Below are 22,126 nucleotides of genomic sequence, written 5' to 3'. Positions count from 1 at the left end.
GGCGTAGAAGAGCGCTCGAACAGATCGGCGCTTCATGTCCCTGCATCACCCCAAGGTCCGCCGCGCGGCGATGGCCTTCATCTTCGTCACGGCGGTGCTGGACATCGTGGCCATGGGGATCGTCATCCCCGTGCTGCCGCATCTGATCGAGGAGTTTGTCGGCTCGAACGCGCAGGCGGGCTTGTTGAACGGGGTCTTCGTGGCTCTGTGGGCGGGGATGCAGTTTCTGGCCTCGCCGGTCATCGGTTCGCTGTCGGACCAGTATGGGCGCCGGCCGGTCATCCTGATCAGCTGCGCCGGACTGGCGGCGGACTATGTGCTGATGGCCCTGGCGCCGAACCTGTGGTGGCTGGCGGTCGGGCGGCTGATCGCGGGCGTCACCTCGTCGAGCTTCACGACCATCTACGCCTACATGGCCGACATCACCGAGCCGGAGAAACGGGCAAGGGCCTATGGCCTGATCGGCGCGGCCTTCTCGGGCGGCTTCGTGCTGGGGCCGGTGCTGGGCGGCTTCCTCGGCGAGTTCGGGCCGCGGGCGCCCTTCTGGGTGGCAGGCGGCCTTTCGGGCCTGGCCTTCCTCTACGGCCTGTTCATCCTGCCCGAGAGCCTGGCCCCGGAGAAGCGAATGAAGTTCAGCTGGGGCCGGGCCAATCCGGTGGGGGCCATGGTGCTGTTGCGGCGTCATGCCGAACTGGCCGGGCTCGCGGTCGTGAACTTCCTGCTCTACTTCGCCCACCACGTCTTTTCGGCGGTCTTCGTTCTCTACGCCGGCCTGAGATACGACTGGGGGCCGTGGCAGGTGGGGATGCTGCTGGCCATGGTCGGGGTGCTGGACATGATCGTTCAGGGGGTTCTGGTCGGCCCTGTGTCGAAGACGCTGGGCGACCGCATGACCATGATCTTCGGTCTGTGCGGCGGCACGGTGGGCATCGCCCTGATGGGCTGGGCGCCGACCGGCGTCGCCTTCATCCTCGCCATGCTGCCCAACGCCCTGTGGGGCCTGGCCATGCCGACGCTGCAATCCCTGATGACGCGTCAGGTGGGCGAGAGCGAGCAGGGTCAGCTTCAGGGCGCGAACATGAGCGTCGCCTCCATCGCCGGGGTGGCCTCGCCGCTGTTCTTCGGCTGGGTCTATTCGGAATCGGTGGAGCAGGGGATGTGGGCGCCCAATCCGGGGCTGGCCTTCTATCTGGCCGCGGCCGTTCTGGCGCTGGCGGCCCTGATCGGCTGGATCACGGCGCGCCGGGCGGAACGGGACGCGGTCACGGTCGTTTGATCGCGGCGGGCGTCAGGCTTGGCCGTTGGCCTTGATCCCGTCCCAAACCCGTTGCGCAATGCGGCCAAGCCTTCCGAACGAGATACTGACGACATGAAGACCTCCAGACTGGCTCTCGCCGCCGTCCTGATGCTGTCCGCCTGCGGTCAGCCGCAACCGTCCAAGGCTCAGGAAGGCGTGTTCGCCGAGCAGCCGCGTCAGGCGCCGCGTGACCCGGGGGCGATGAAGTCCAGCTTCGCCCCTGTGGTGCGCGAGGCGGCGCCCGCCGTGGTCAACATCTCGGCGCGAGGCGTGCAGCAAGTGCGCGATCCCTTCTTCGAGATGTTCGGCGGCGGGCCGCAGTCGCGCGTGACCGGCTCTATCGGCTCGGGCGTCATTGTGCGCGCTGACGGGATTGTGGTGACGAACAACCACGTCATCCAGAACATGCAGCAGATCCGCGTCACCCTGAACGACCGACGCGAGTATCCGGCTCGCGTCCTGCTGGCTGACGAACGGTCCGACATCGCCGTGCTGCAACTCGAAAACGTGGACGGCGACCTGCCGACCCTGCGCATCGACGATCAGGAGGAGCAGCAGGTCGGCGATCTGGTCCTGGCCATCGGCAATCCGTTCGGCGTCGGCCAGACCGTAACCAACGGCATTGTTTCGGCGCTCAACCGCACCGAGACGGGGATCAGCGATTCGGGCTCCTTCATCCAGACCGACGCCCCTATCAACCCGGGCAACTCCGGCGGGGCTCTGGTCGACATGGACGGGGATCTGATCGGCATCAACACCGCCATCTTCTCACGCACGGGCTCCTCCAGCGGCGTGGGCTTCGCGGTGCCGGCGACCATGGTCAAGCGGGTAGTCGATTCCGCCCTCGGCGGGGCCAAGGCGGTGGTGCGGCCGTGGCTGGGGGTGAAGGGCGACACCGTCAGCGCCGACATCGCCCGCAGCCTGGGCCTGTCGCGGCCGCAGGGCCTGATCATCACCGAGGTCTATCCGCAGGGACCGGGCGCCCGCGCCGGGCTGGAGCAGGGCGACGTCATCACCGCCGTGGACGGGGCCGAGATCAACGACCAGGGCGGTCTGAACTTCCGCGTCGGCACCAAGTCTCCGAACGACGCGGTGGCGGTGACCATCCTGCGCGACGGCAAGACCCAGACGCTGAATGCGCGCGTGGCGGCTCTGCCGGGCGAGGCTGAGCCCGGTCAGGGCACGACGGTGGGGCAGGGCGCGCTGGCGGGTCTGCAAGGCGTGGCGCTGAACCCGGCGCTGGCGGATCGTCTGGGCGGCGATCCCTTCACCAGCGGTGTGGTGGTGACGGGGTTGCAGCGCAACAGCATCCCGGCGCGCATCGGGTTGCGTCCCAATGATTTGATCGTACAGGTGGATGGTCGCCCGGCGACCTCGGTCGCGGCCTTGGCCCGAGCTCAGCGCGGGACGGAGCTGACCATCGTGCGCGGCGGTCGCAAGCTGACGGGGCGGTTGCCATAGTCCAACTGGGGATAGCTGAGCCTTTCTGTTGCGAACGGCCCCTGTCTCATGGCGAATGGCGGGATGATGATCCTGCCCTTCACCGCCGCGCTCGCCCTGCTGTTCGCAAGCGGGAGCGCCCTGCACGACGATGCTCTGACGCAGCCCATCCCGGGAAACCCCGACTGGATGAAGCCGCAGTCGCCGTTGAAGCTGTACGGCGACACCTATTTCGTCGGCACCGGCGGCATCAGCATGGTGCTGATCGACACCGGCGACGGGCTGATCCTGATCGACGCCGCCCTGCCGCAGACTGTGGCGATGACGGAGGCGAGCATCCGCCACCTGGGGTTCCGGGTGGAGGACATCCGCTACATCCTGAATACCGAGGCGCACTACGACCATTCCGGGGGGCTGGCGGCTCTGGCGCGCGGCAGCGGTGCCGAGGTGATCACCAGCTCTATTGGCGCCGCCGCCCTGCGCGCGGGGCGGGCCGATGCCCATGACCCGCAAGCCTCCAGCCTGCCTGAACAGCCGCCGGTCCCGGACGCTCGCGGAATCGCGGACGGACATGTGGTGCGGCTGGGCGATACGGCGGTGACGGCGGTCTTCACGCCGGGCCATACCCCGGGGAGCGTCAGCTGGACCTGGAAAGCGTGCGAGGGCGAGGCCTGCGTTGACGTGGTGTTCGCGTCCAGCCTCAACGCCGTGGCGAGCGGGTCCTTCACCTACACGGCGCAGCCCGAAGTGACGGCGGCGCTGCGGGCTTCCATCGATCGGGTGGAGGCGCTGCCGTGCGACCTGCTGATCTCGGCTCACCCGGACAACTCGGGCGGCGACGTCAAGATCGCGGCCTTGCAGGCCGGTGCGACGCCCAATCCCTTCCTCGATCCGTCAGCCTGTCGTGCCTATGCGGAACGGGCGCGGGGACGGCTTCAGGCGCGGCTGGATCGCGAAGCGTCCTAAGCGGCCTTGCTCGGGCCGCCGATGGACCAGGTGTGGCCGAAGGGATCGCGGACCTGGCCGTAGCGATCGCCCCAGAACTGGTCTTCCAGCGGCATGACCGGCACGGCGCCGGCCACCAGGGCGCGGGTCCACCATTCGTCGGGATCGTCGACCTGAAGGTGGAGGGTGACGCCCCTGGGCGTGATGTCGGCCTCGCCGGTCCATTCGGGGAATTCGTCGGCCAGCATGAGGCTGGCGCCGTTGATCCTGAGGTGGGCGTGCATCAGCCGCTCGCCGTCCTCCGCGAGGATGCGCATGATCTCTTCGGCGCCGAAGGCCCGGCCATAGAATTCGATGGCCGCCAAGCCGCCCTTTGAGGGAATGGTCAGATGGGGCGTGACGCCTCCGGTCGGGCCCTGGTTCGGCTGGGGTTCGGACATGGTTCCTCCGTTCGGGCCGATAGTAGTGCGTGTAATCGGCTGAACGAACGCCTATCTCTGCTGTTCCCCAATTCTTGACTGTCCCATGAGTGATCTGTTCGAAGCCTCCGGCATCCATCCCCCCGACGCGCCGCTCGCCGACCGTCTGCGCCCGCAGACGCTGGATCAGGTCGTGGGCCAGGACCACCTGCTGGGCGAGGGCGGGCCGATCCGCCGCATGATCGAGGCCGGGCGTCTGGGCTCCATGATCCTGTGGGGACCGCCCGGCACCGGCAAGACCACCATCGCGCGGCTGCTGGCCAGGGCGGCGGGCTATGAATATCAATCCATCAGCGCCGTCTTCTCAGGCGTCGCTGATCTGAAGAAGGCGTTCGAGGCCGCGCGGATGCGCCGCGCGGCGGGGCAGCAGACCCTGCTGTTCGTCGACGAGATTCACCGCTTCAACCGCGCCCAGCAGGACGGCTTTCTGCCCTTCGTCGAGGAGGGCGTGGTCACTCTGGTCGGGGCGACGACCGAGAACCCGTCGTTCGAGCTGAACGGGGCGCTGCTGTCGCGCAGCCAGGTCTATGTGCTGAAGCGGCTGGACGACGCGGCGCTGGATCAGTTGCTGGATCGGGCGGCGGTCCTGATGGACCGGCCCCTGCCGCTGACGCCGGAAGCGCGCCACGCCATGCTGGCCCTGGCCGACGGCGACGGGCGCTATCTGCTGACCATGTCGGAGGTGCTGTTCGACCTTCCCGAGGGTGACCTGCTGGATGTGCAGGGTCTGGCCGGGGTGCTGCAGAAACGTGCGCCCGCCTACGACAAGAGCAGAGAAGAACACTATAACCTCATATCCGCGCTGCATAAGTCGGTGCGCGGGTCGGACCCGGACGCGGCGCTCTACTGGCTGGCGCGGATGCTGAACGGGGGCGAGGATCCGCTCTATCTGGCGCGGCGCATCGTGCGGATGGCGGTCGAGGACATCGGTCAGGCCGACCCCCTGTCCATCATGGTCGCCAACGCGGCCAAGGACACCTACGACTTCCTCGGCTCGCCTGAAGGGGAACTGGCGCTGGCCCAGGCCGTCGTCCATCTGGCCACCGCGCCCAAGTCGGTCGGCGTCTATGAGGCCTTCAAGGCCGCCAAGCGCGCGGCGCACGAGACCGGCTCGCTGATGCCGCCCGCCCATATCCGCAACGCGCCGACCAAGCTGATGAAGTCGCTCGGCTACGGCAAGGGCTATCAGTACGATCCCGACACGCCCGAGGGCTTCTCGGGCGCCAACTTCTTCCCCGACGAGATGGAGCGCCGCACCTTCTACAAGCCCAAGGGCGAGGGGCATGAGGAGAAGGTCAAGGCGCGGCTGGAACGCTGGGCGGCGATGCGGGCGCGGGCGCAGAAGGAAGACGGCTGAAGCTTTGCTCCCCACTTGGGGGGAGGGGGACCGCGAAGCGGTGGAGGGGCTACGCGGTTGAAGCGGCCCCTCCGTCTCGTCGGCTGCGCCGCCGATCCACCTCCCCACAAGTGGGGAGGAGAGAAGCGTGCCCTAGCCTCACCTGATCGCCGTTCATTGTTAAGCATGGCGGTTCGGGATTAGCCTCTCGCTGATCGACAACCTGGGGAGGGAATGATGATCGATATTGCGAGACGGATGGCGACGCCCTGGCATCTGTGGCTGGTGGGCCTGCTTTCGTTGGCCTGGAACGGCTTTGGCGCTTTCGACTACATCCAGACCAATACGCGGGGCGAGGCCTATATGCGGGCTTCGGGTTTTGGCGACGACATGATCGCCTATTTCAACGCCATGCCGACGTGGATGTATGTGCCGTGGACGCTGGGCGTCTGGGGTGCGGTGATCGGGTCGCTGCTCCTGCTGGCGCGTAGTCGCTTTGCGGTTCACGCTTTCGGCCTGTCGTTGATCGGAGCGGTGGTCAGCCTGATCTATTCCAAGTTCATCAACCCGCCGCCGGCCCTGCCGCCGGAACTGGCGATGATGGCGTGGATGCCCTACGTCATCGTCGTGATCGCGGCCTTGCTGCTCTGGTACGCTTGGACCATGGCGAAGAGGGCGGTCCTCCGCTAAAGGCTCGGCGGGTGAAAACCCGCCAGCCCGCTTCCCTGACCGAAGAAGACATCGCCGCCGTCCGTTCGTGGGTCATCCACGAGGACGCGCACATCATCGCCTTCAACAAGCCGTCCGGCCTGTCGAGCCAGGGCGGACGCATCCAGGCCCATACGCTGGACGACCTGCTGTGGGCCTTCGCCCGCTCGAACGGCAAGCGGCCGGAACTGGTGCATAGGCTGGACCGCGACACCTCGGGCGTCATCCTGGCGGCCAAGACCAAGCCCGCGGCAGGCTTCCTGGGCAAGGCCATGCAGATGCGCCGGTTCCAGAAGACCTATCTGGCCCTGGTGTCGGCAGCGCCCGAGCCCAGATCGGGCCGGATCACCGCCGCCCTGCGCCGCGAAGAGATCGGCCGCGAATCCTATATGCGGGTTGTGGAGTTCGATGCGCCGGGCGCGCAAGGCGCCGTCAGCGGCTATCGCACCCTGGCGGCCAGCGAGGACGGGGCTCTGGTCGAGTTGTCGCCCGAGACAGGGCGGATGCACCAGTTGCGGGTGCACATGGCCTCCATCGGTCGGCCTCTGGTCGGGGATGTTCGCTATGGCGGGGCGCTGACGTTCGCCGGTCGTGGCGCGTCGCGGCTGATGCTGCACGCGGTCAAGCTGTCCTTCCCGCACCCCGAAGGCGGCGAGCGCGTGACGCTGGAGGCAGAGCCGCCGACGGACTTTGCGGCCTTGCAGGCGGCGGCGGGTCTTTAGGTTCGGCGCCCGTTCAGCTTCGCGGCGGAACATCCAGCCTGGCTCGACGCTATTCGAGCAAGGAGATCGCCGTATGAAACGCCTGACATTCAGCCTTATCGCGCTGTCGACCCTGGCCCTCGCCGCCTGCGCCAGCCTTGCGCCCTACGGCCCACAACAGGCGGGGCGAGGCCAGGGGTTCAGCGAGCAACGCATTGAAACCGATCGGTTCCGCGTCACCTACAACGGGGTTGGCGCGCCAGGACCTGTGGCGGATCGCGCCCTGTTCCGCGCGGCGCAACTGACTGTCGATCAGGGCTATGACTGGTTCGAGGTGACGCAGCGCTGGATCGACGGGCGCCCCGACAGCGCGGGCGGCGTGCGCCCCAGCGTGTCGATCGGCGCAGGCTCCGGCCGATATGGCGGCTACAGCACGTCAGGCGTCGGCGTCGGCCTCGGCTTCGACCTCAGCGGCCCGCAACCCACCTCCACCACGCTCGAGATCGTCATGGGACGCGGTGCACGCCCTGACCGCGCCGAAGCCTATGACGCGCGCGGGGTTCAGGACGCGATCCGCATGAGGCTGTAGGCCATATACAATGGCTAAGCTTGATGCCGACTAGGAAATTACTCGCCGCAGAAATGAGTATTTCTTGACCTCTACTGACGCCTTGAACGAGGGCGGTCTTGGCTGGAGGTTTGGGGGAACCGGCGCCCCGCAGAAGGGGCCATTGTTATGTGAATGTTCTCCGTCCCAGCTAGGGAGAGCGGTGCGGAGCGGGGCCGCTTGAGCGCGCGCAATGATGGCGCGCACCATCCTGGACCCCCCGCCTGGATCGAGCAGGCTCTGATATCGCCGCTCTCACTGATGATTAAGCCGAAAATGGCTGATCCGGCGCGGGCATCTGGTGTCTGCGATGCTTCAAATATCTACGATATGTTAGAAGGAAGTCGCGAGAATCTGCCACGTGGAAGGAAAAAACCTTCCGTGAACGGTGCTGGCCCGATGATGCTTGTCGCAAATAGGGCGGCAAAGGGGCGAAGCTACCTTTTCCAGCGGAAAGCCAAAGCGTGTCTAGTTTGCGACATATGGGACGCCATGATGATGAAGGCCGAGTAATTTCATGGCGTAAATGCGACCCCAAGGCGTAATCGGGTGGCGGACTAGTGGGGCGAATCAAGATTCGCCCACGCCAGGATTGAGGGTGGAGGCGAAGGGAGCATCCTTTGCTTTGTCACCTAACTTCAGGAGAGGGGTTTGAAATTGACCAATAAACGTGAGCGCCTACTGGCCACGACGATGATTGCCGGTTTTGCGCTGGCAGGCATGGCCGTGCCCGCCATGGCGCAGACTGCGCCGGCTCAGCCGGATCAGGCCAGTCAGGTCGAAGACGTCGTCGTCACGGGTTCGCGCATCCGTCAGCCGAACCTGACCACCACCAGCCCGGTGACCCAGGTCACGGGCGAGGACATCGACATTCAGGGCGTTACCCGGGTCGAAGACTTGGTGACGCAACTGCCGCAGGCTTTCGCCGCTCAGAACTCGACCGTGTCTAACGGCGCCTCGGGCACCGCCACCGTGTCGCTGCGTAACCTCGGGTCTTCGCGCACCCTGGTGCTGATTGACGGCAAGCGCATGGGCTACGGCTCGCCGCTGGACGACGCCGCAGACCTCAACCAGATTCCGGGCCAGATGGTGGAACGGGTTGAAGTGCTGACGGGCGGCGCCTCGGCCGTCTATGGTTCGGACGCTGTCGCTGGCGTTGTGAACTTCATCATGCGTCGTGATTTCGAAGGCATCGAAATCGACGGCCAGTACGGCTTCAACCAGCACAACAACGACTATGACGGCGTGGGCAACCTGCGCAACGTCATCGCCGCTCGCGCCGCAGCCAACCCATCGCAGTTCAGCCTGCCCGACGATAACGTCACGACCGGCTTCAGCCGTGAAGTGAACGTTCTGATGGGCGTGAATGCGCCCGATGATCGCGGCAACATCACCCTGTATGCGGGGTATCGCAAGAACAACAAGGTTCTGGGCCGCGATTACGACTATTCGTCCTGCTCGCTCGGCGCACCTGCAGCCGCTACGCCGGGTGACTTTGCTTGCGCCGGTTCGGGTACCTCTTTCCCGGGTCAGTTTACGAACTTCGGAAGCTACACCTATACAGTTGACGATGTGGGCAACTTCATCCCCTATGTTGGCGCGCGTGACGCCTATAACTTCGGACCGCTGAATTACTACCAGCGTCCCGATGAGCGTTACACTCTGGGCGCTTTCGGCCACTATGATGTGACCGATAAAATCGAAGTCTATACGCAGCTGATGTTCAGCGACTACTCGACCATCGCGCAGATCGCGCCGTCGGGTAACTTCTTCGGCGAGTTTGCGGACGGCTTCCGCACGACGGACGGCAGCTCGACCATTCGATGCAACAACCCCCTGCTGTCCGCTCAACAGCGCGGCGCCATCGGTTGTAGCGCTGCGGACATTACCGCCGGCGCGGCCAAGGACATGTATATCGGTCGCCGTAACGTCGAAGGCGGCGGTCGTCAGTCGGATATCCGCTTCCAGTCGTACCGCGGCGTTGTCGGTGCTCGGGGCGATCTGAACGAAGCCTGGAGCTATGATCTGTCGGCGCAGTACTCGCGCTCGCAGTACACCAATATCTATCGCAATGAGTTCTCCAACACGCGTCTGGCTCGTGCTCTGGATGTTGTGAGCGACCCGGTAACCGGTCAGCCCGTCTGTTCGTCGGTCGTCGCCGGCATCGACGCCGACTGCGTCCCCTACAACATCTTCCGTTCGGGCGGCGTGACGCAGGAAGCTCTGGACTATCTGCAAGTGCCGCTGATCGCCACCGGCTGGACGACCCAGCAGGTCGTCTCCGGCTCGCTGACCGCCGATCTGGGCACCTATGGCGTCAAGTCGCCGTGGGCCACGCGCGGTGTTCAGGCCGCGTTCGGCGCGGAGTATCGTCGTGACTCGCTGGACCTCACGCCTGACGTGTCGTTCACCAGCGGCGACGGCGCTGGCCAAGGCGGCCCGACCCTGGGCCTCAACGGTGCGAACCAGGTCTATGACGTGTTCGCTGAAGCCCAGATCCCGATCGCCGAAGGCATGGCTTTCGCCGACCAGCTTTCGGTCGACGTCGCCTACCGCCATTCCGAATATGAACTGGGCGGCGGCACGGACTCGTGGAAGATCGGCGGCGACTGGGCTCCGGTCCCATCGGTTCGTTTCCGCGCCAGCGCCCAGCGTGCTGTTCGCGCTCCGAACGTGATCGAACTGTTCACCGCCCAGGGCTTCAACCTGTTCGACCTGGACGCCGACCCCTGCGACAAGAACGTGGCGGCCAGCTACGCTGGCGACGCGGCCTGCATCGGCTCCAACCCGTGGCAGGTGACCCTGGCTCAGGCCACCAGCACGGGCATCTCCAGCCCGGCTGGCCAGTATAACTTCCTGCAAGGCGGCAACACCGCGCTGACGCCGGAAGAGTCGGACACCCTGACTTTCGGCGTGGTCTTCACGCCTGAGTTCCTGCCTGGCTTCAACCTGACGGTTGACTACTTCGACATCCAGATCGACAACCTGATCTCGTCGATCGGCGCCCAGAACTCGCTGGACGCCTGCTACACCGCCGGCCTGGCCGCTGCCTGCTCCAACATTCAGCGTAACTCGAATGGGCAGTTGTGGATCGGCACCGGCAATGTCGTCGATCTGAACACCAACATCGGCGGCCTAGCTACGTCGGGTGTGGACGTGGCGGTCAACTATCGCAAGGATCTGGCCGATTACGGGTGGGATAGCGCCGGCACGCTGGGCTTCACCATGGTCGGCACCTGGCTGCAGTCGCTGGAAACCGACACGGGTCTGGGCTTCGACAACTCGAAGTATGACTGCGCCGGCTACTACGCCAACCAGTGCGGCGTTCCGAACCCGGAATGGCGTCACCGTATGCGTGTCGACTGGGGCACCCCGATCGAAGGTCTGAACCTGGCCGGCACCTGGCGCTACTACGGCGGTTCTGAAATCGCCGTGCTGGGCGCTGACGGCAGCCTCGGCAACTCGCCGGCCGCTCGTATCGACCGCGAGTTCGACGCCATCAACTACTTCGACCTGGCGGCGACCTGGCAGGCTCGGGACAATGTGAGCCTCCGCGTCGGCGTCAACAACGTCTTCGACACCGATCCGCCGCTGTCCTACAGCGTCGGCACCACCGGCAACAACAACACCTATCCGCAACTCTATAATGCGATGGGACGCTACGTCTTCTTCGGCGTGACGGCGAACTTCTAAGCTATTCCAACAGCTTGAGTTCTGAGCGGCGGCGGGTCCCAGGATCCGCCGCCGTTTTTTTGTCTGGCGCGCGCCGACATGGCTCAGAAGATGAGGTTCTTCCGGATTCAATGCTGCGCACAGCGGCAAGTCGCGGCTTCGCCAAAGCCGCCTGACGGGTGTAGAAGCCCGACATGATGCAATTTCTTCTGGTCGCCGCCGGCGGCGCAATGGGGGCCGTGGCGCGCTACAGCCTGGGTCTGACGGTCGGTCGGGTCGCGTCCGGCGCGACGTGGCCGTGGGGGACCTTCCTGGCCAATGTTTCGGGTGGTCTGCTGATGGGCCTGCTGGCGGGTTGGCTGGCGCTTAAGGGGGGCGCGGCACAGGAGAGCATCCGCCTGTTCGCCGCCGTCGGCCTATTGGGCGGCTTCACCACGTTCTCTGCTTTTTCGCTTGAGACCGCTTTGATGATCGAACGCCGTGAACTGGCCACGGCTTTCGTCTATGCGGTGGGTTCGGTGGTTCTTGCCATCGCCGCCCTGTTCGTCGGCCTGATGATCGCGCGCAAACTGTTTACCGGAGTGGGCGCATGAGCCGCGAAGTCCAGACCCTCTATGTCGCCGAGGACGAACACGACATCCGCCTGGACCGGTGGTTCAAGCGCCGCTGGCCGCACCTGACCCATATCCAGGTGGAGAAGATGGCCCGCAGCGGCCAGATTCGCGTCGACGGTTCTCGGGTCAAGCCGCAGGATCGCCTGACCGCCGGCGCCGCCGTGCGCGTGCCGCCGCTGCCGGATGACAATCCGCGCAAGCCCGGCGACCTGCACGAACTGACCGAACGCGACGTGGCCTACGCCAAGTCGCTGGTCCTGTACGAAGATCACATGGTCATCGCCCTCAACAAGCCGCACGGTCTGGCCGTGCAGGGCGGGACCAAGACGACGAAGCACGTCGACCGCCTGCTGTCGGCCTGGGGCGAGGGGATGGATCGGCCACGTCTGGTCCACCGTCTGGACCGCGACACCTCAGGCGTCCTGCTGCTGGGCAAGGGGCCGGAGGCGGCCAAGCGTCTGGCCGGGGCCTTTGCGCGTCGTCAGGCCAAGAAGACCTACTGGGCCATCGTCATCGGCAACCCCAAGCCCACCCATGGTCAGATCGACCTGGCGCTGAAGAAGACCGGCATCAACGACTATGAGATGATGCGTCCGGCCGAGCCCAAGGACCCCAAGGGCGAACCCGCCGAGACCGCCTTCGCCACCATCAGCCGCGCCGCGCACCGGGCCTCGTGGATGGCGCTGCGTCCGTTTACCGGGCGGACGCACCAGCTGCGCGCCCACATGGCGGCCATCGGCCACCCCATCCTGGGCGACCACAAATATGGGGACGAGAAGTCGCGCGAACTGTCAGGCGTGCTGAAGCTGCAACTGCACGCCCGCCGTATCGAACTTGACCACCCCGGCGGCGGCACCCTGATCGTCGAGGCGCCGCTAAGCCCCGAGATCAAGGCCGGATTCGCCCACTTCGGCTTCTCTGAGGATGAAAGCGACGTCGATCCGTTCGAAGGGGTCAAGCGCCAGCGATGAGCCGGCCGCTTGCAGTTTTCGACATTGACGGCACCCTGGTGGACAGCCGCGCCTCGATCTTTCGGGCCAGTTGCGAAGCGGCTCAGACCCTGGGTCTGCCCGAGCCATCCTATGACCGGGTGCGCCAGATCGTCGGGCTGACGCTGGATAAGGCGCTGCACGTGCTGGAGCCCAGTCTGACGGACGCCGAACTGGCGGACTTCGTTGCGGCGTTTCAGGCCAGCTTCCGCGCCATGTACGACGCCGGGCATCAGGAAGAGCTCTACCCCGGCGTCATGGATACGCTGCGGCGGCTGAAGCGGGACGGCTGGCGCCTGTCGCTGGCGACGGGTCAGAACCGGCGCGGCGTGGCCCGCAATCTGGCGCGGCCTGAATGGAGCGACCTGTTCCTGTCCAGCCATTGCGCGGCGGATGGTCCGGGCAAGCCCGATCCTGCCATGCTGCTCGCCGCCATGACGGCGTGCGGAGCCGATGCCGCGTCCACGACGATGATCGGCGACACCAGCCATGACATCACGATGGCGCTGAATGCGGGCGTGCATCCTCTGGGCGTCGGCTGGGGTTTCCATACCTGCGAAGAACAGGTCGCGGCAGGCGCACATCATGTCGCCGTCGACTTCCCTGATCTGGAGGCGGCGCTGGAGCGCTTCGCCTCGACCGCTCTTGCCGCCTAGAAGGCCGACATGTCCCACATCCCCCCGCTTGATCCCAATGTCGCCGCCCGCAAGGGTTTTCGCGAGTCCGAAGAGCGTATCAAGCGCTCCTGGACGGTCGCTGATGTCTCGGCGGACGAAGGCGGTTGGACCGTGCGTCTGGACGGCCGCACGCCCAAGACTCCGGCGGGCAAGACCCTGACCCTGCCGACCGAGGCGGCTGCAAGGCTGGTCGCCGAGGAGTGGGCGGCCCAGGGCGAGTTCCTGGTTCCGGGAACCATGCCCGCGACGCGTCTGGCCTCGACCGCCATCGACCGGGTCAGCCAGACGCGCGAGCCGGTGGCCGCCGAGATCGCCGCCTACGCCGGGTCGGACGTGATCTGCTATCTGGCCGAGCACCCCACGTCGCTGATCGCGCGCCAGCAGGCCGAGTGGGGGCCGTGGCGCGACTGGGCCGCGCGAGAGCTGGGCGTGAACCTTCACACGGCCGAGGGCATCGTGCATCGGGCGCAGCCGCCCGAGGCGCTGGCGCGGGTGAAGGCCCTGGCGTTGGAGCTGGACGATCATGCCTTGACCGGACTGGCGACGGCGGTGCCGCTTCTGGGGTCGGCGGTGCTGGGACTGGCTGTTCAACGCGGCGCCCTGTCGGGCGAGGCGGCGCTGGACCTGTCGCGTCTGGACGAAGCCTTTACTGAGGAACGCTGGGGCGTAGACGAGGAGGCTGCCGCCCGTGTCGCCGCTCACCGCGCCGAGGCGACGCTGCTGCAGCGGTGGTTCGAGGCGCTGCGCGCTTAATTTTCCAGTATGGAAAATGATGGCTTGCCGATCTGGAAAGTCGTGTCTATTCTTTCCGTATTGGAAAGTGAGGCTTCGTCATGTCGCAGGACCCCCAGAACCCCCAGAACCCTCAGGACGCCCTGGCGTCGGTACGAGCCGCGCGCAGCAGTGTCGCGCCATCGATGAACTATCCCCTTGGCTATGACCTGGCCTACGGCGCGGTCTGCGGGCTTCTGGTGGCGGGGCAGGGCATGCCCCAGCCCTGGTCTCTGATCGTCCTGCCCATCGCACTGGGCGGTCTCGCCATCCTGGTGATGTGGTGGCGCAAGACGTTCGGCTGGTGGGTCAGCGGCTACTCGCCAAAACGCGCGCGTTGGGTGGCGTTTGGGCTCCTGGCTGTCTTCCTCGGGCTGATCAGCCTGTCCTTGTATGGACGGTTCGTCGGGCCCTGGTGGCTCTTCATGGTGTCAGGCGCGCTGGGCTTCATCGCCGCCATCGTGGGCAGCCGAATCTGGACGGGCGTGTGGCGACGGGAGTTGGCGGAGATCGGTGAATGAGCGCGTCTCCGGTTTTCGATGCGATCATCCATGCTCCGGGGCGGCTACAGATCTGCGCCCTTCTGTCCGGCATCGATGACGCGGAATTCGCCATGATCCGTGATCGGATCGAGGTGTCGGATTCCGTCCTGTCCAAGCATCTGAAGCAGTTGGAGGAGGCGGGCTATGTCAACCTTCGCAAGGCGGCGTCGGAAGGGCGTCAGCGGACGTGGATCAGCCTGACATCCGCCGGCAGAAAGGCCTTCGCCAGCCATGTTGCGGAACTGACCCGGATGGCGGGGATCGCCCTGGCTTGACCTTCAGTCCATTGCGCCCCTGATCAGGGCTTCGCGTTCTTCGGGCGTGATCATGCGCCACTTGCCCTCGGGCAGGTTGTTCAGGTGGATGGGGCCGACGCGGATGCGCAGCAGGTCCGTGACTTCCAGATCCACCATCTCGCACATGCGGCGGATCTGGCGGTTGCGGCCCTCGGTCAGGATGAAGCGCAGGCGGTTCTGCTCCATGCGCGAGACCCTGGCGTATTTCAGGATCCGCCCGTCCAGCATCAGGCCGCGGCGCAGCAGAGCCAGCTTCTTCTCGGTGACGTCGCCTTCGATGCGGACCAGGTATTCCTTGTCCAGGCGGGACTGCGGGCCGATCACGGCCTTGGCCACCACGCCGTCGGATGACAGCATCAGCAGGCCGCGCGAATCTTCGTCCAGACGACCGATGGGGGGCAGGGAGGCGTCTTCGGCGGGCGGCGCGCCTTCACCGACAAGGTTCTCCGCCGTCAGCAGGCGCACGGCCGGGATCTTGTCCGGCTCGGGCTGGCCCGAAACATAGCCCAGCGGCTTGTGGATCAGGATGGTGACGCCAGAGGCCAATGCGGCCTCGCCCCGGTCGTTCAGGGTCAGGGTCTGGCCCGGTTCGATCTTGCGGCCCGCGTCGGTGACGCTCTCGCCGTCGATGGTGACCATGCCGGCGGCGATCAGGGCCTCTGCCTCGCGGCGCGAGCAGACGCCGGTCTGGCCCAGCCACTTGTTGATGCGGACAGGCTCGGGGCCGTCGTAGGTGCGGGTGAAAGCCATGGCGGTCCGTCCTTGAGGATGCGGCTCTGTAGAAGGCGGAGGGGCGGGCAGGCAAGCGATCCTGTGACCGATGTTCGGAAAGATTTCGCGCGCGGCGTCTGAATATCGCTGAGATCATATGGGCGTGGGCCGTCATTGACCCTAAGCGCGGTCGGCCTATATGTTCAGTCACCCCAACGAACTGATCCAGATCGCGTCCGGTCCATCCGTGACGCGGCGATTCTCGTTTTCAGTTTCCCCTCAGGGGCTCTTCGTCTGATCCATTCCGAACAGGCGATCGAATATTGAACGACAACCTTTGAAGGACATGTCTTGAACGCTCAACGCAACGCATCGACCGGCCCCCGCACTCGCCAGGGCTATAACCGCCCCGTTCCCACCCGTCTGCGGATGGGGCTCGTCATGCGACGGGAGATGGATTTTGGCGAGTTGGGAGACATGGAGGCGTCGCTGAGAGCCGATGGGGTTTCGCTGGCTCCGATCTCTACGGGCGACGCCAGCCTGATCAGCAGCGGCGTTACGGTTCTGGCCACCGCGACGGCCGCCGACATCACGGGTGGTCTGGTCAAGGGTCTGGTCGTGCCGGGCGGTCTGGCCGATGAGGCCGGCGTGGCGCTGGTGCGGGAACTGCTGGTGCTGGCGCGGACTAACGGCGTGCCGGTTCTGGCCTTCGCCGACGGCGTGGCCCTGGCCGCACAAGTGTTCGGGATCGCAGCCGAAGCGCCGGGCGCCGTGTTCCGGGGCGACAAGGTCGCTCTGGTCAACGACCGGGCCGAACTGTCGGCGGTGGTCGCAACGATTGCCTGATCAGGTTCGTCTGAACAGCAGGCTGACGTTGTTGGCGGGCATTTCCGTCCGCAACGTCAGCGCCAGGCAGTGTGATCGAGCCAGCGCGACGACCTCGTCCCGATCACGCAGGCCCCAGGCCGGATCGCGGGCCTTCAGGCTGGCGTCGAAGGCTTCGTTCGACGGGGCCAGCGCAACCTCGGCTTCGCGATAGGGGCCATAGAGGTAGAGCAATCCGCCGGGGCGGGGCAGGACGCGTTCAGCCAGCGCCATCAGGCCCTCGGTCGCCGCCCACGGGCTGATGTGAATCATGTTGATGCAGACGACGGCGTCGAAGCTGGCGTGGGGCCAGGTCGTTTCATCCAGACAATCGAGCGCAAGCGGCGGCTGGAGATTGCTCAGGTCCGCCTCGGCCGTCCAGGCGGCGATACTGGCGCGGGCCTCGGGGCTGGGGTCGCTGGGCGTCCAGTCCAGACCGGGCAGGGCGGTGGAAAAGGCGACGGCGTGCTGGCCGGCGCCCGCCGCAATTTCGAGCACGCGCCCCGTGTTCGGCAGATGGGCGCGCAGGCGCTGCAGGATGGGCTCGGCGTTCCGAACAGCGGCCGGCGAGGCCATTGCTCCGGCCGGCAGGGCGATCAGGGTGTCCATGGTTCGCATCCAGTCCTGATATCGGCAGCCGGCGCGTGTCGCGACCGGAAATCATGCTGCGGCGCAGCAAATTTATTCCGGCAAAAGTGAATTCTGGCAACGGTTGACCTTACGTCGTCTCCGGTGGCATTGCGCCTGTAACAGGGCGTGATCAGCGCCCGACTCGTCACGACGGCGTCAGATCGTCGGGCGGCCCGGTTCAGGAGACCATGATTGTGACTGCAGACGTATCGATTCCGGGACTCTATCCCGCGCCGACCGACCACAAGGGCCTGATCGCCTGGGTCGCCCAAATCGCGGCCCTGACCAGGCCGGACCGCGTTCACTGGTGCGACGGCTCGGACGCCGAAAAATCGGCCATCATCGCCGACCTGATCGGCAAGGGCACGTTGAAGGAACTGGATCAGTCCAAACGCCCCGGCTGCTACTACGCCGCCTCGGACCCCAAGGACGTGGCCCGCGTCGAAAGCCGCACCTTCATCTGCTCGGAAGACGAGGCCGACGCCGGCCCGACCAATAACTGGTCCGATCCGATCGAGATGCGCGACCGCCTCGACGGTCTGTTCGACGGCTGCATGGTCGGTCGCACCATGTACGTCGTGCCCTTCTGCATGGGCCCGTTGGGCTCCAAGATCTCCGCCCTGGGCGTCGAGATCACCGACAGCGGCTATGTCGCCGTGTCGATGGGCGTCATGACCCGCATGGGCAAGGGCGCCCTGGACATGCTGGGCGCCGACGGCGTCTTCGTGCCGGCCGTCCACACCCTGGGTGCGCCGCTGGCTGAAAGTCAGGCCGACGTGCCCTGGCCCTGCAATGACGACAAGTGGATCGTCCACTTCCCCGAGACGCGCGAAATCTGGTCCTACGGCTCGGGCTATGGCGGCAACGCCTTGCTTGGCAAGAAGTGCTACGCCCTGCGCATCGCCTCGATCATGGCCCGCGACGAAGGGTGGCTGGCCGAGCACATGTTGATCCTCAAGCTGACCAGCCCTGAGGGCGTGTCCAAATACGTCGCCGCCGCCTTCCCCTCGGCCTGCGGCAAGACCAACCTGGCCATGCTGCAACCGGCGCTGGCCGGCTGGAAGGCTGAGACCGTCGGCGACGATATCGCCTGGATGCGCTTCGGCGACGACGGCCGCCTCTACGCCGTCAACCCGGAAGCGGGCTTCTTCGGCGTGGCGCCGGGCACCAGCCGCAACACCAACCACAACGCGCTCGAGACCCTGGCGAAGAACACCATCTTCACCAACGTCGCCCTGACCGCTGACGGCGACGTCTGGTGGGAAGGTCTGACCAAGGAGACGCCGCAAGGCCTGACCAACTGGAAGGGCCAGCCGCACGATCCGGCCTCTGGCGAGCCTGCCGCCCACCCGAACGCCCGCTTCGCCGCGCCCGCCGGCCAATGCCCGGCCATCGCGCCCGAGTGGGAAGATCCCAAGGGCGTGCCGATCGACGCCATCCTGTTCGGCGGTCGTCGCGCCTCGGCCGTGCCGCTGGTGACGGAGGCCTTCGACTGGGAGCATGGCGTCTTCATGGGCTCGACCGTGGCCTCGGAAGGCACCGCCGCCGCCGAGAACAAGGTCGGCGAACTGCGCCGCGATCCCTTCGCCATGCTGCCATTCTGCGGCTACAACATGGGCGACTATTTCGCGCACTGGCTGAAGCTGGGCGAGAAGGCGGACGCGTCGAAGCTGCCGCGTCTGTTCTTCGTCAACTGGTTCCGCAAGAACGAGGACGGCAAGTTCGTCTGGCCGGGCTTTGGCGACAACGCCCGCGTGCTGAAGTGGATCGTCGAGCGTCTGGACGGCAATGCCGAAGCCGTGGACACCCCGGTCGGCCGCCTGCCGACCCGGGCCGCGCTGGACCTGTCGGGCCTGAGCCTGTCGGACGCCGATCTCGACATCCTGCTGAACGTCGACGCCGACGTCTGGACGGAGGAGGCGGCCCTGATCCCCGCCTTCTACGACAAGTTCGGGGAGCGTCTGCCCAAGGCCCTGTGGAACCAGCACGCGGCCCTGACCCAGCGTCTGGAAGAAGCCCGCGCGGCCAAGCTCGCCGCCGAGTAAGACAAAAGCCGGGTTGAAATCGGGGCGCGGGAGGTCGAAGGACAGCCCGTGCCCCTTTTCAATTCTCAAGACATCCTGGTCATCGGCGCGGGCGTTCTGGGCCTGTGCACGGCGGCGGAGCTGGTCCGGCGCGGCCATGACGTGACCTTGGTCGATCCCGGCGGTCTGAACGCCTCGGCGGTGGCGGCGGGGATGATTGCGCCCGCGATGGAAAGCGCCATCGACGACCTGAGCGCCGACCATGCGGCCCTGTTGCGGCGCGGGCGCGATGCCTGGGTCGAGTTCGCCGAGGCGACGGACGTGGCCGTGGTTCGTGACCGGGCGGAATGGCGGGGCGGGAACGCCGAGGTGCTGGCCGCGCGGCTGGCGGCATTGGGCTTCGCCCATGATTACGACCTTGAGACCGGGCGGCTGACGACAGGCGAAGACTGGAAGATCGAGCCGGGGCAGGCGTTGGGCGCTTTGGCGCGGGGCGTTCGTCTAGTCCAGGGCCAGGCGACGACCCTGACGCGCGTTGGCGCGCGCTGGCGGATCGACACGACGGCGGGAGCGATCGAGGCCGTTCAGGTCGTGCTGGCGACCGGCGCCTCGGTTGCACTGGATGGCCTGCCTGACGATGCAGCCCGGTTGCTGGACCTGATCATCCCCATCCGAGGGCAGATCGGCGTGGTGCGCGAGCGACTGACCGATCACGTCGTGCGCGGGCCGGGCGCCTATATTGCGCCGATGGGGCAGGGCAGCGTGATCGGGGCGACGATGGAGGCGGGCGAACGGTCGCTGAGGCCCGATCCAGAGCGATGCGCACAGATGCTGGCGGCGGCCTGGGCCGTGCTGGGCCAGGCGCCGCGTCCGCTGCAGCCCGAATGGCGCGTTGGCGTGCGCGGCGCGACGCCGGACGGCCTGCCGATGGCGGGGGCGGTCGGAGACGGGCTGCATCTGGCCCTGGGGCCGCGCCGCAACGGTTGGCTGCTGGGACCGCTGGTCGCAGGCGTGGTGGCTGACGAGGTCGAGGGCCGGCCCTCGCAGGAACCGGCCCTCGCGCCCCGTCGCTTCATCTAGCCTTCGGGCAGGTTGAAGCGAATGGCCATGCTGACGCGGGCGCCATCGACGGCCTGACCATCCACCATGCGCGGGCTGAGACGGAAGTAGCGCGTCAGGCCCAGAGCGGCGCGACCGAAGCCCTGACTGCCGGGCGTCTCGGACGACACGGAGCAACCGGTCAGGGTCCCGTCCACCTTCACCAGGCAGGACAGGTTGGCGACGCCGCTGACGCCGCGCGCCTCGGCGGCCGAGGGATAGGCCCGCATCATCTGTTCGCCCGTCGGCTTTCTCACCCAGTCGGGATTGGTGATGACTGGCGGCGAACGCACCGGCTCGGCGCTGACGGACGTTCCGGTCGAGGGTTCGCTGGCCGGGGCGGTCAGGTTGATCGCCGGTCCGGCGGCTGCCGAGGTCACAGGCGCAATCGGAACCTCCAGCGGCGCCACCTCGGACGGGATGACGGTCTCCGGCCTATGGATCGGCGGCGTCGGCGCGGGCGGAACCTTGGGCGCGACCAAGGGCTCCGGTGGTTTGGGATAGGGGGTCAGATCGACCGTCGTGATGGGACCTTCGTCCATCGCCGGGATGTCGGCGATCTCGAACCGCTGATTATAGAGCCACACGCCGGCCCCGAGATGAACCAGGGCCGAAACTCCTATCGCCGCCCACATCCAGCGCGGGATTGGCTTCTTACGCTCGGAAAAGTCTATCGGGCTCACCAGTCCGGGGCCGCCCGCGGTTCTGATCATCATGGCCTTCAACGCCTTCTGTCGCAGACCCTCCCCAGCGCCCACGGAACGAAGTTCGCGCCAAGCTTGCGGCGATATTGCGGCGCTTGGCGGTTAGGTTTTCGTTAACCTTAGTTAGCGACCGTCAACCATATGAGCGTAGGAGCGATTCCATCATCCGGCGGGGTTGAAGCGGCCATCCGGCGTGCGTCCAGCACGACCGGCGTGGACTTCGATTTCCTGATGAAGACGGCGCGCCGCGAGAGCGCGATGAACCCGTCTGCGCGGGCCTCGACCTCGTCCGCCTCGGGCCTGTTCCAGTTCATCGAACAGACCTGGCTGGCCACGGTGAAGCAGCATGGCGCCAAGCACGGCTATGGCCAGTACGCCGACCTGATCCATCGCGGCGACGACGGTCGCTGGCGAGTGCAGGGCTCGGCCCGCAACGTGGTGCTGGACCTGCGGTTCGACGCTCAGGCGGCCTCGACCATGGCGGCCGAACTGACGGCCTCCAACGCCGCCTATCTGCGTGGCCGAACGGGGCGGGAGCCGGGCGCCGGCGATCTCTACGCTGCACATTTCCTTGGTCCCGCAGGCGCGGCCAAGCTGATGGAGGCCATGCAGTCGCGGCCCGGGTCCAGCGCGGCCTCGCTGTTCCCTGATGCCGCCTCGGCCAATCGCTCGATTTTCTATCGCAACGGCCGTCACGCCACGGTGGCCGAGGTTCACGCCAACCTGCAGCGTACCGCGGGTGAAGGCGCGCCAGCGGCCGGCGTCGGCTCGGCCATCAAGGCCACGCCTGATCTGAGCGACAAGGATCGTATGCTGGCTGCGCGCCTGGACCGCCTGAAGCAGGATCAGAGCCTGCTGGCGCTTCTGTTGGGTCAGGACGGGCAGGGGGGCAAGAGCAGCGGCTTCGGCGGGGCCTTTGCACCGCCGACCGAGACGGCGGCCTGAAGGAACGTGGTTTCGCCTCATTCCTAATGAGGTGTTAACTATGTAACGCTAAGCGTGACGATTGATTCTTCGCCCG

The 22,126-nt window shown here is 66.4% G+C and carries 23 protein-coding genes; 19 read left to right on the top strand and 4 right to left on the bottom strand.

The window, feature by feature from the left end:
* Window positions 1-34: 34 nt before the first annotated feature.
* From ACOZBP_RS04945 to bla, 3 genes are all read left to right on the top strand, one after another.
* Window positions 35-1,276: a TCR/Tet family MFS transporter gene (locus ACOZBP_RS04945; protein ID WP_422675288.1), complete on the top strand. Its 1,242-nt coding sequence runs from the start codon at window positions 35-37 to the stop codon at window positions 1,274-1,276.
* A gap of 93 nt (window positions 1,277-1,369) precedes the next feature.
* Complete coding sequence (locus tag ACOZBP_RS04940) at window positions 1,370-2,758, top strand: Do family serine endopeptidase (RefSeq protein WP_422675287.1); 1,389 nt, start codon at window positions 1,370-1,372, stop codon at window positions 2,756-2,758.
* A 63-nt stretch (window positions 2,759-2,821) separates the two neighbouring features.
* Complete coding sequence (bla, locus tag ACOZBP_RS04935; protein WP_422675286.1) at window positions 2,822-3,703, top strand: subclass B3 metallo-beta-lactamase; 882 nt, start codon at window positions 2,822-2,824, stop codon at window positions 3,701-3,703.
* On the opposite strand, the gene ACOZBP_RS04930 is transcribed toward bla, so the two are convergent.
* Window positions 3,700-4,122, bottom strand: coding sequence for a VOC family protein (locus ACOZBP_RS04930; RefSeq protein WP_422675285.1), 423 nt, complete (start codon window positions 4,120-4,122; stop codon window positions 3,700-3,702). The two genes, bla and ACOZBP_RS04930, sit on opposite strands and share 4 nt — an antisense overlap.
* An 85-nt stretch (window positions 4,123-4,207) precedes the next feature.
* On the opposite strand from ACOZBP_RS04930, the gene ACOZBP_RS04925 reads away from it, so the two are divergent.
* The 12 genes from ACOZBP_RS04925 (at window position 4,208) to ACOZBP_RS04870 (ending at window position 15,053) form a co-directional block, all read left to right on the top strand.
* Window positions 4,208-5,518: a replication-associated recombination protein A gene (locus ACOZBP_RS04925; protein WP_422675284.1), complete on the top strand. Its 1,311-nt coding sequence runs from the start codon at window positions 4,208-4,210 to the stop codon at window positions 5,516-5,518.
* A 216-nt stretch (window positions 5,519-5,734) separates the two neighbouring features.
* Entirely contained in the window at window positions 5,735-6,187 is a 453-nt protein-coding gene (locus tag ACOZBP_RS04920; RefSeq protein WP_422675283.1) for a hypothetical protein, read from the top strand.
* 11 nt (window positions 6,188-6,198) lie between these two features.
* On the top strand, window positions 6,199-6,927 hold the full coding sequence (locus ACOZBP_RS04915; protein WP_422675282.1) for an RluA family pseudouridine synthase: 729 nt from the start codon (window positions 6,199-6,201) through the stop codon (window positions 6,925-6,927).
* A gap of 73 nt (window positions 6,928-7,000) precedes the next feature.
* The gene (locus ACOZBP_RS04910; protein ID WP_422675281.1) at window positions 7,001-7,495 is read left to right on the top strand and encodes a CC0125/CC1285 family lipoprotein; all 495 of its coding nucleotides are present in this window, start codon (window positions 7,001-7,003) and stop codon (window positions 7,493-7,495) included.
* 198 nt (window positions 7,496-7,693) lie between these two features.
* Window positions 7,694-8,026 carry a hypothetical protein gene (locus ACOZBP_RS04905; RefSeq protein WP_422675280.1) on the top strand — a complete coding sequence of 111 codons (333 nt, stop codon included), beginning with the start codon at window positions 7,694-7,696 and terminating at the stop codon, window positions 8,024-8,026.
* A 144-nt stretch (window positions 8,027-8,170) separates the two neighbouring features.
* On the top strand, window positions 8,171-11,206 hold the full coding sequence (locus ACOZBP_RS04900) for a TonB-dependent receptor domain-containing protein (protein WP_422675279.1): 3,036 nt from the start codon (window positions 8,171-8,173) through the stop codon (window positions 11,204-11,206).
* 173 nt (window positions 11,207-11,379) lie between these two features.
* Window positions 11,380-11,778 carry a fluoride efflux transporter CrcB gene (gene crcB / locus ACOZBP_RS04895; protein WP_422675278.1) on the top strand — a complete coding sequence of 133 codons (399 nt, stop codon included), beginning with the start codon at window positions 11,380-11,382 and terminating at the stop codon, window positions 11,776-11,778.
* A complete protein-coding gene (locus ACOZBP_RS04890; RefSeq protein ID WP_422675277.1) occupies window positions 11,775-12,770 on the top strand; it encodes an RluA family pseudouridine synthase in 996 nt (331 codons plus the stop codon). The genes crcB and ACOZBP_RS04890 overlap by 4 nt, the downstream gene beginning before the upstream one ends.
* The gene (locus ACOZBP_RS04885) at window positions 12,767-13,444 is read left to right on the top strand and encodes an HAD-IA family hydrolase (RefSeq protein ID WP_422675276.1); all 678 of its coding nucleotides are present in this window, start codon (window positions 12,767-12,769) and stop codon (window positions 13,442-13,444) included. The genes ACOZBP_RS04890 and ACOZBP_RS04885 overlap by 4 nt, the downstream gene beginning before the upstream one ends.
* 9 nt (window positions 13,445-13,453) lie before the next feature.
* On the top strand, window positions 13,454-14,218 hold the full coding sequence (locus tag ACOZBP_RS04880; protein ID WP_422675275.1) for an ATP12 family chaperone protein: 765 nt from the start codon (window positions 13,454-13,456) through the stop codon (window positions 14,216-14,218).
* A gap of 80 nt (window positions 14,219-14,298) precedes the next feature.
* Window positions 14,299-14,757, top strand: coding sequence for a hypothetical protein (locus ACOZBP_RS04875; RefSeq protein ID WP_422675274.1), 459 nt, complete (start codon window positions 14,299-14,301; stop codon window positions 14,755-14,757).
* Window positions 14,754-15,053 (top strand): transcriptional regulator, encoded by a 300-nt coding sequence (locus ACOZBP_RS04870; RefSeq protein ID WP_422675273.1) that lies wholly within the window; start codon window positions 14,754-14,756, stop codon window positions 15,051-15,053. The genes ACOZBP_RS04875 and ACOZBP_RS04870 overlap by 4 nt, the downstream gene beginning before the upstream one ends.
* Window positions 15,054-15,056: 3 nt before the next feature.
* On the opposite strand, the gene ACOZBP_RS04865 is transcribed toward ACOZBP_RS04870, so the two are convergent.
* Window positions 15,057-15,824: a pseudouridine synthase gene (locus ACOZBP_RS04865; protein ID WP_422675272.1), complete on the bottom strand. Its 768-nt coding sequence runs from the start codon at window positions 15,822-15,824 to the stop codon at window positions 15,057-15,059.
* Window positions 15,825-16,136: 312 nt separating this feature from the next.
* Between ACOZBP_RS04865 and ACOZBP_RS04860 the strand changes: the two genes are divergently transcribed.
* A complete protein-coding gene (locus ACOZBP_RS04860; protein ID WP_422675271.1) occupies window positions 16,137-16,631 on the top strand; it encodes a hypothetical protein in 495 nt (164 codons plus the stop codon).
* Here ACOZBP_RS04860 and ACOZBP_RS04855 read toward each other — a convergent pair whose 3' ends face one another.
* Window positions 16,632-17,258, bottom strand: coding sequence for a DUF938 domain-containing protein (locus ACOZBP_RS04855; RefSeq protein WP_422675270.1), 627 nt, complete (start codon window positions 17,256-17,258; stop codon window positions 16,632-16,634).
* 215 nt (window positions 17,259-17,473) lie between these two features.
* Here ACOZBP_RS04855 and ACOZBP_RS04850 point away from each other — a divergent pair, with 215 nt between their 5' ends.
* Window positions 17,474-19,324, top strand: a complete 1,851-nt coding sequence (locus ACOZBP_RS04850) for a phosphoenolpyruvate carboxykinase (GTP) (RefSeq protein ID WP_422675269.1) — start codon at window positions 17,474-17,476, stop codon at window positions 19,322-19,324.
* A gap of 48 nt (window positions 19,325-19,372) precedes the next feature.
* Window positions 19,373-20,383, top strand: a complete 1,011-nt coding sequence (locus ACOZBP_RS04845) for an NAD(P)/FAD-dependent oxidoreductase (protein WP_422675268.1) — start codon at window positions 19,373-19,375, stop codon at window positions 20,381-20,383.
* On the opposite strand, the gene ACOZBP_RS04840 is transcribed toward ACOZBP_RS04845, so the two are convergent.
* Window positions 20,380-21,117 carry a TonB family protein gene (locus ACOZBP_RS04840; RefSeq protein WP_422675267.1) on the bottom strand — a complete coding sequence of 246 codons (738 nt, stop codon included), beginning with the start codon at window positions 21,115-21,117 and terminating at the stop codon, window positions 20,380-20,382. The genes ACOZBP_RS04845 and ACOZBP_RS04840 overlap by 4 nt on opposite strands.
* A gap of 129 nt (window positions 21,118-21,246) precedes the next feature.
* Between ACOZBP_RS04840 and ACOZBP_RS04835 the strand changes: the two genes are divergently transcribed.
* A complete protein-coding gene (locus tag ACOZBP_RS04835; RefSeq protein WP_422675266.1) occupies window positions 21,247-22,050 on the top strand; it encodes a transglycosylase SLT domain-containing protein in 804 nt (267 codons plus the stop codon).
* Window positions 22,051-22,126 lie beyond the last annotated feature (76 nt).

The sequence above is a fragment of the Brevundimonas sp. NPDC058933 genome (genome assembly GCF_049315965.1).
In the GTDB taxonomy this organism is placed as follows: Bacteria; Pseudomonadota; Alphaproteobacteria; order Caulobacterales; family Caulobacteraceae; genus Brevundimonas.
Note: the sequence above shows the minus strand (reverse complement) of the source record. Positions and strands in the feature narration are given on the sequence as shown.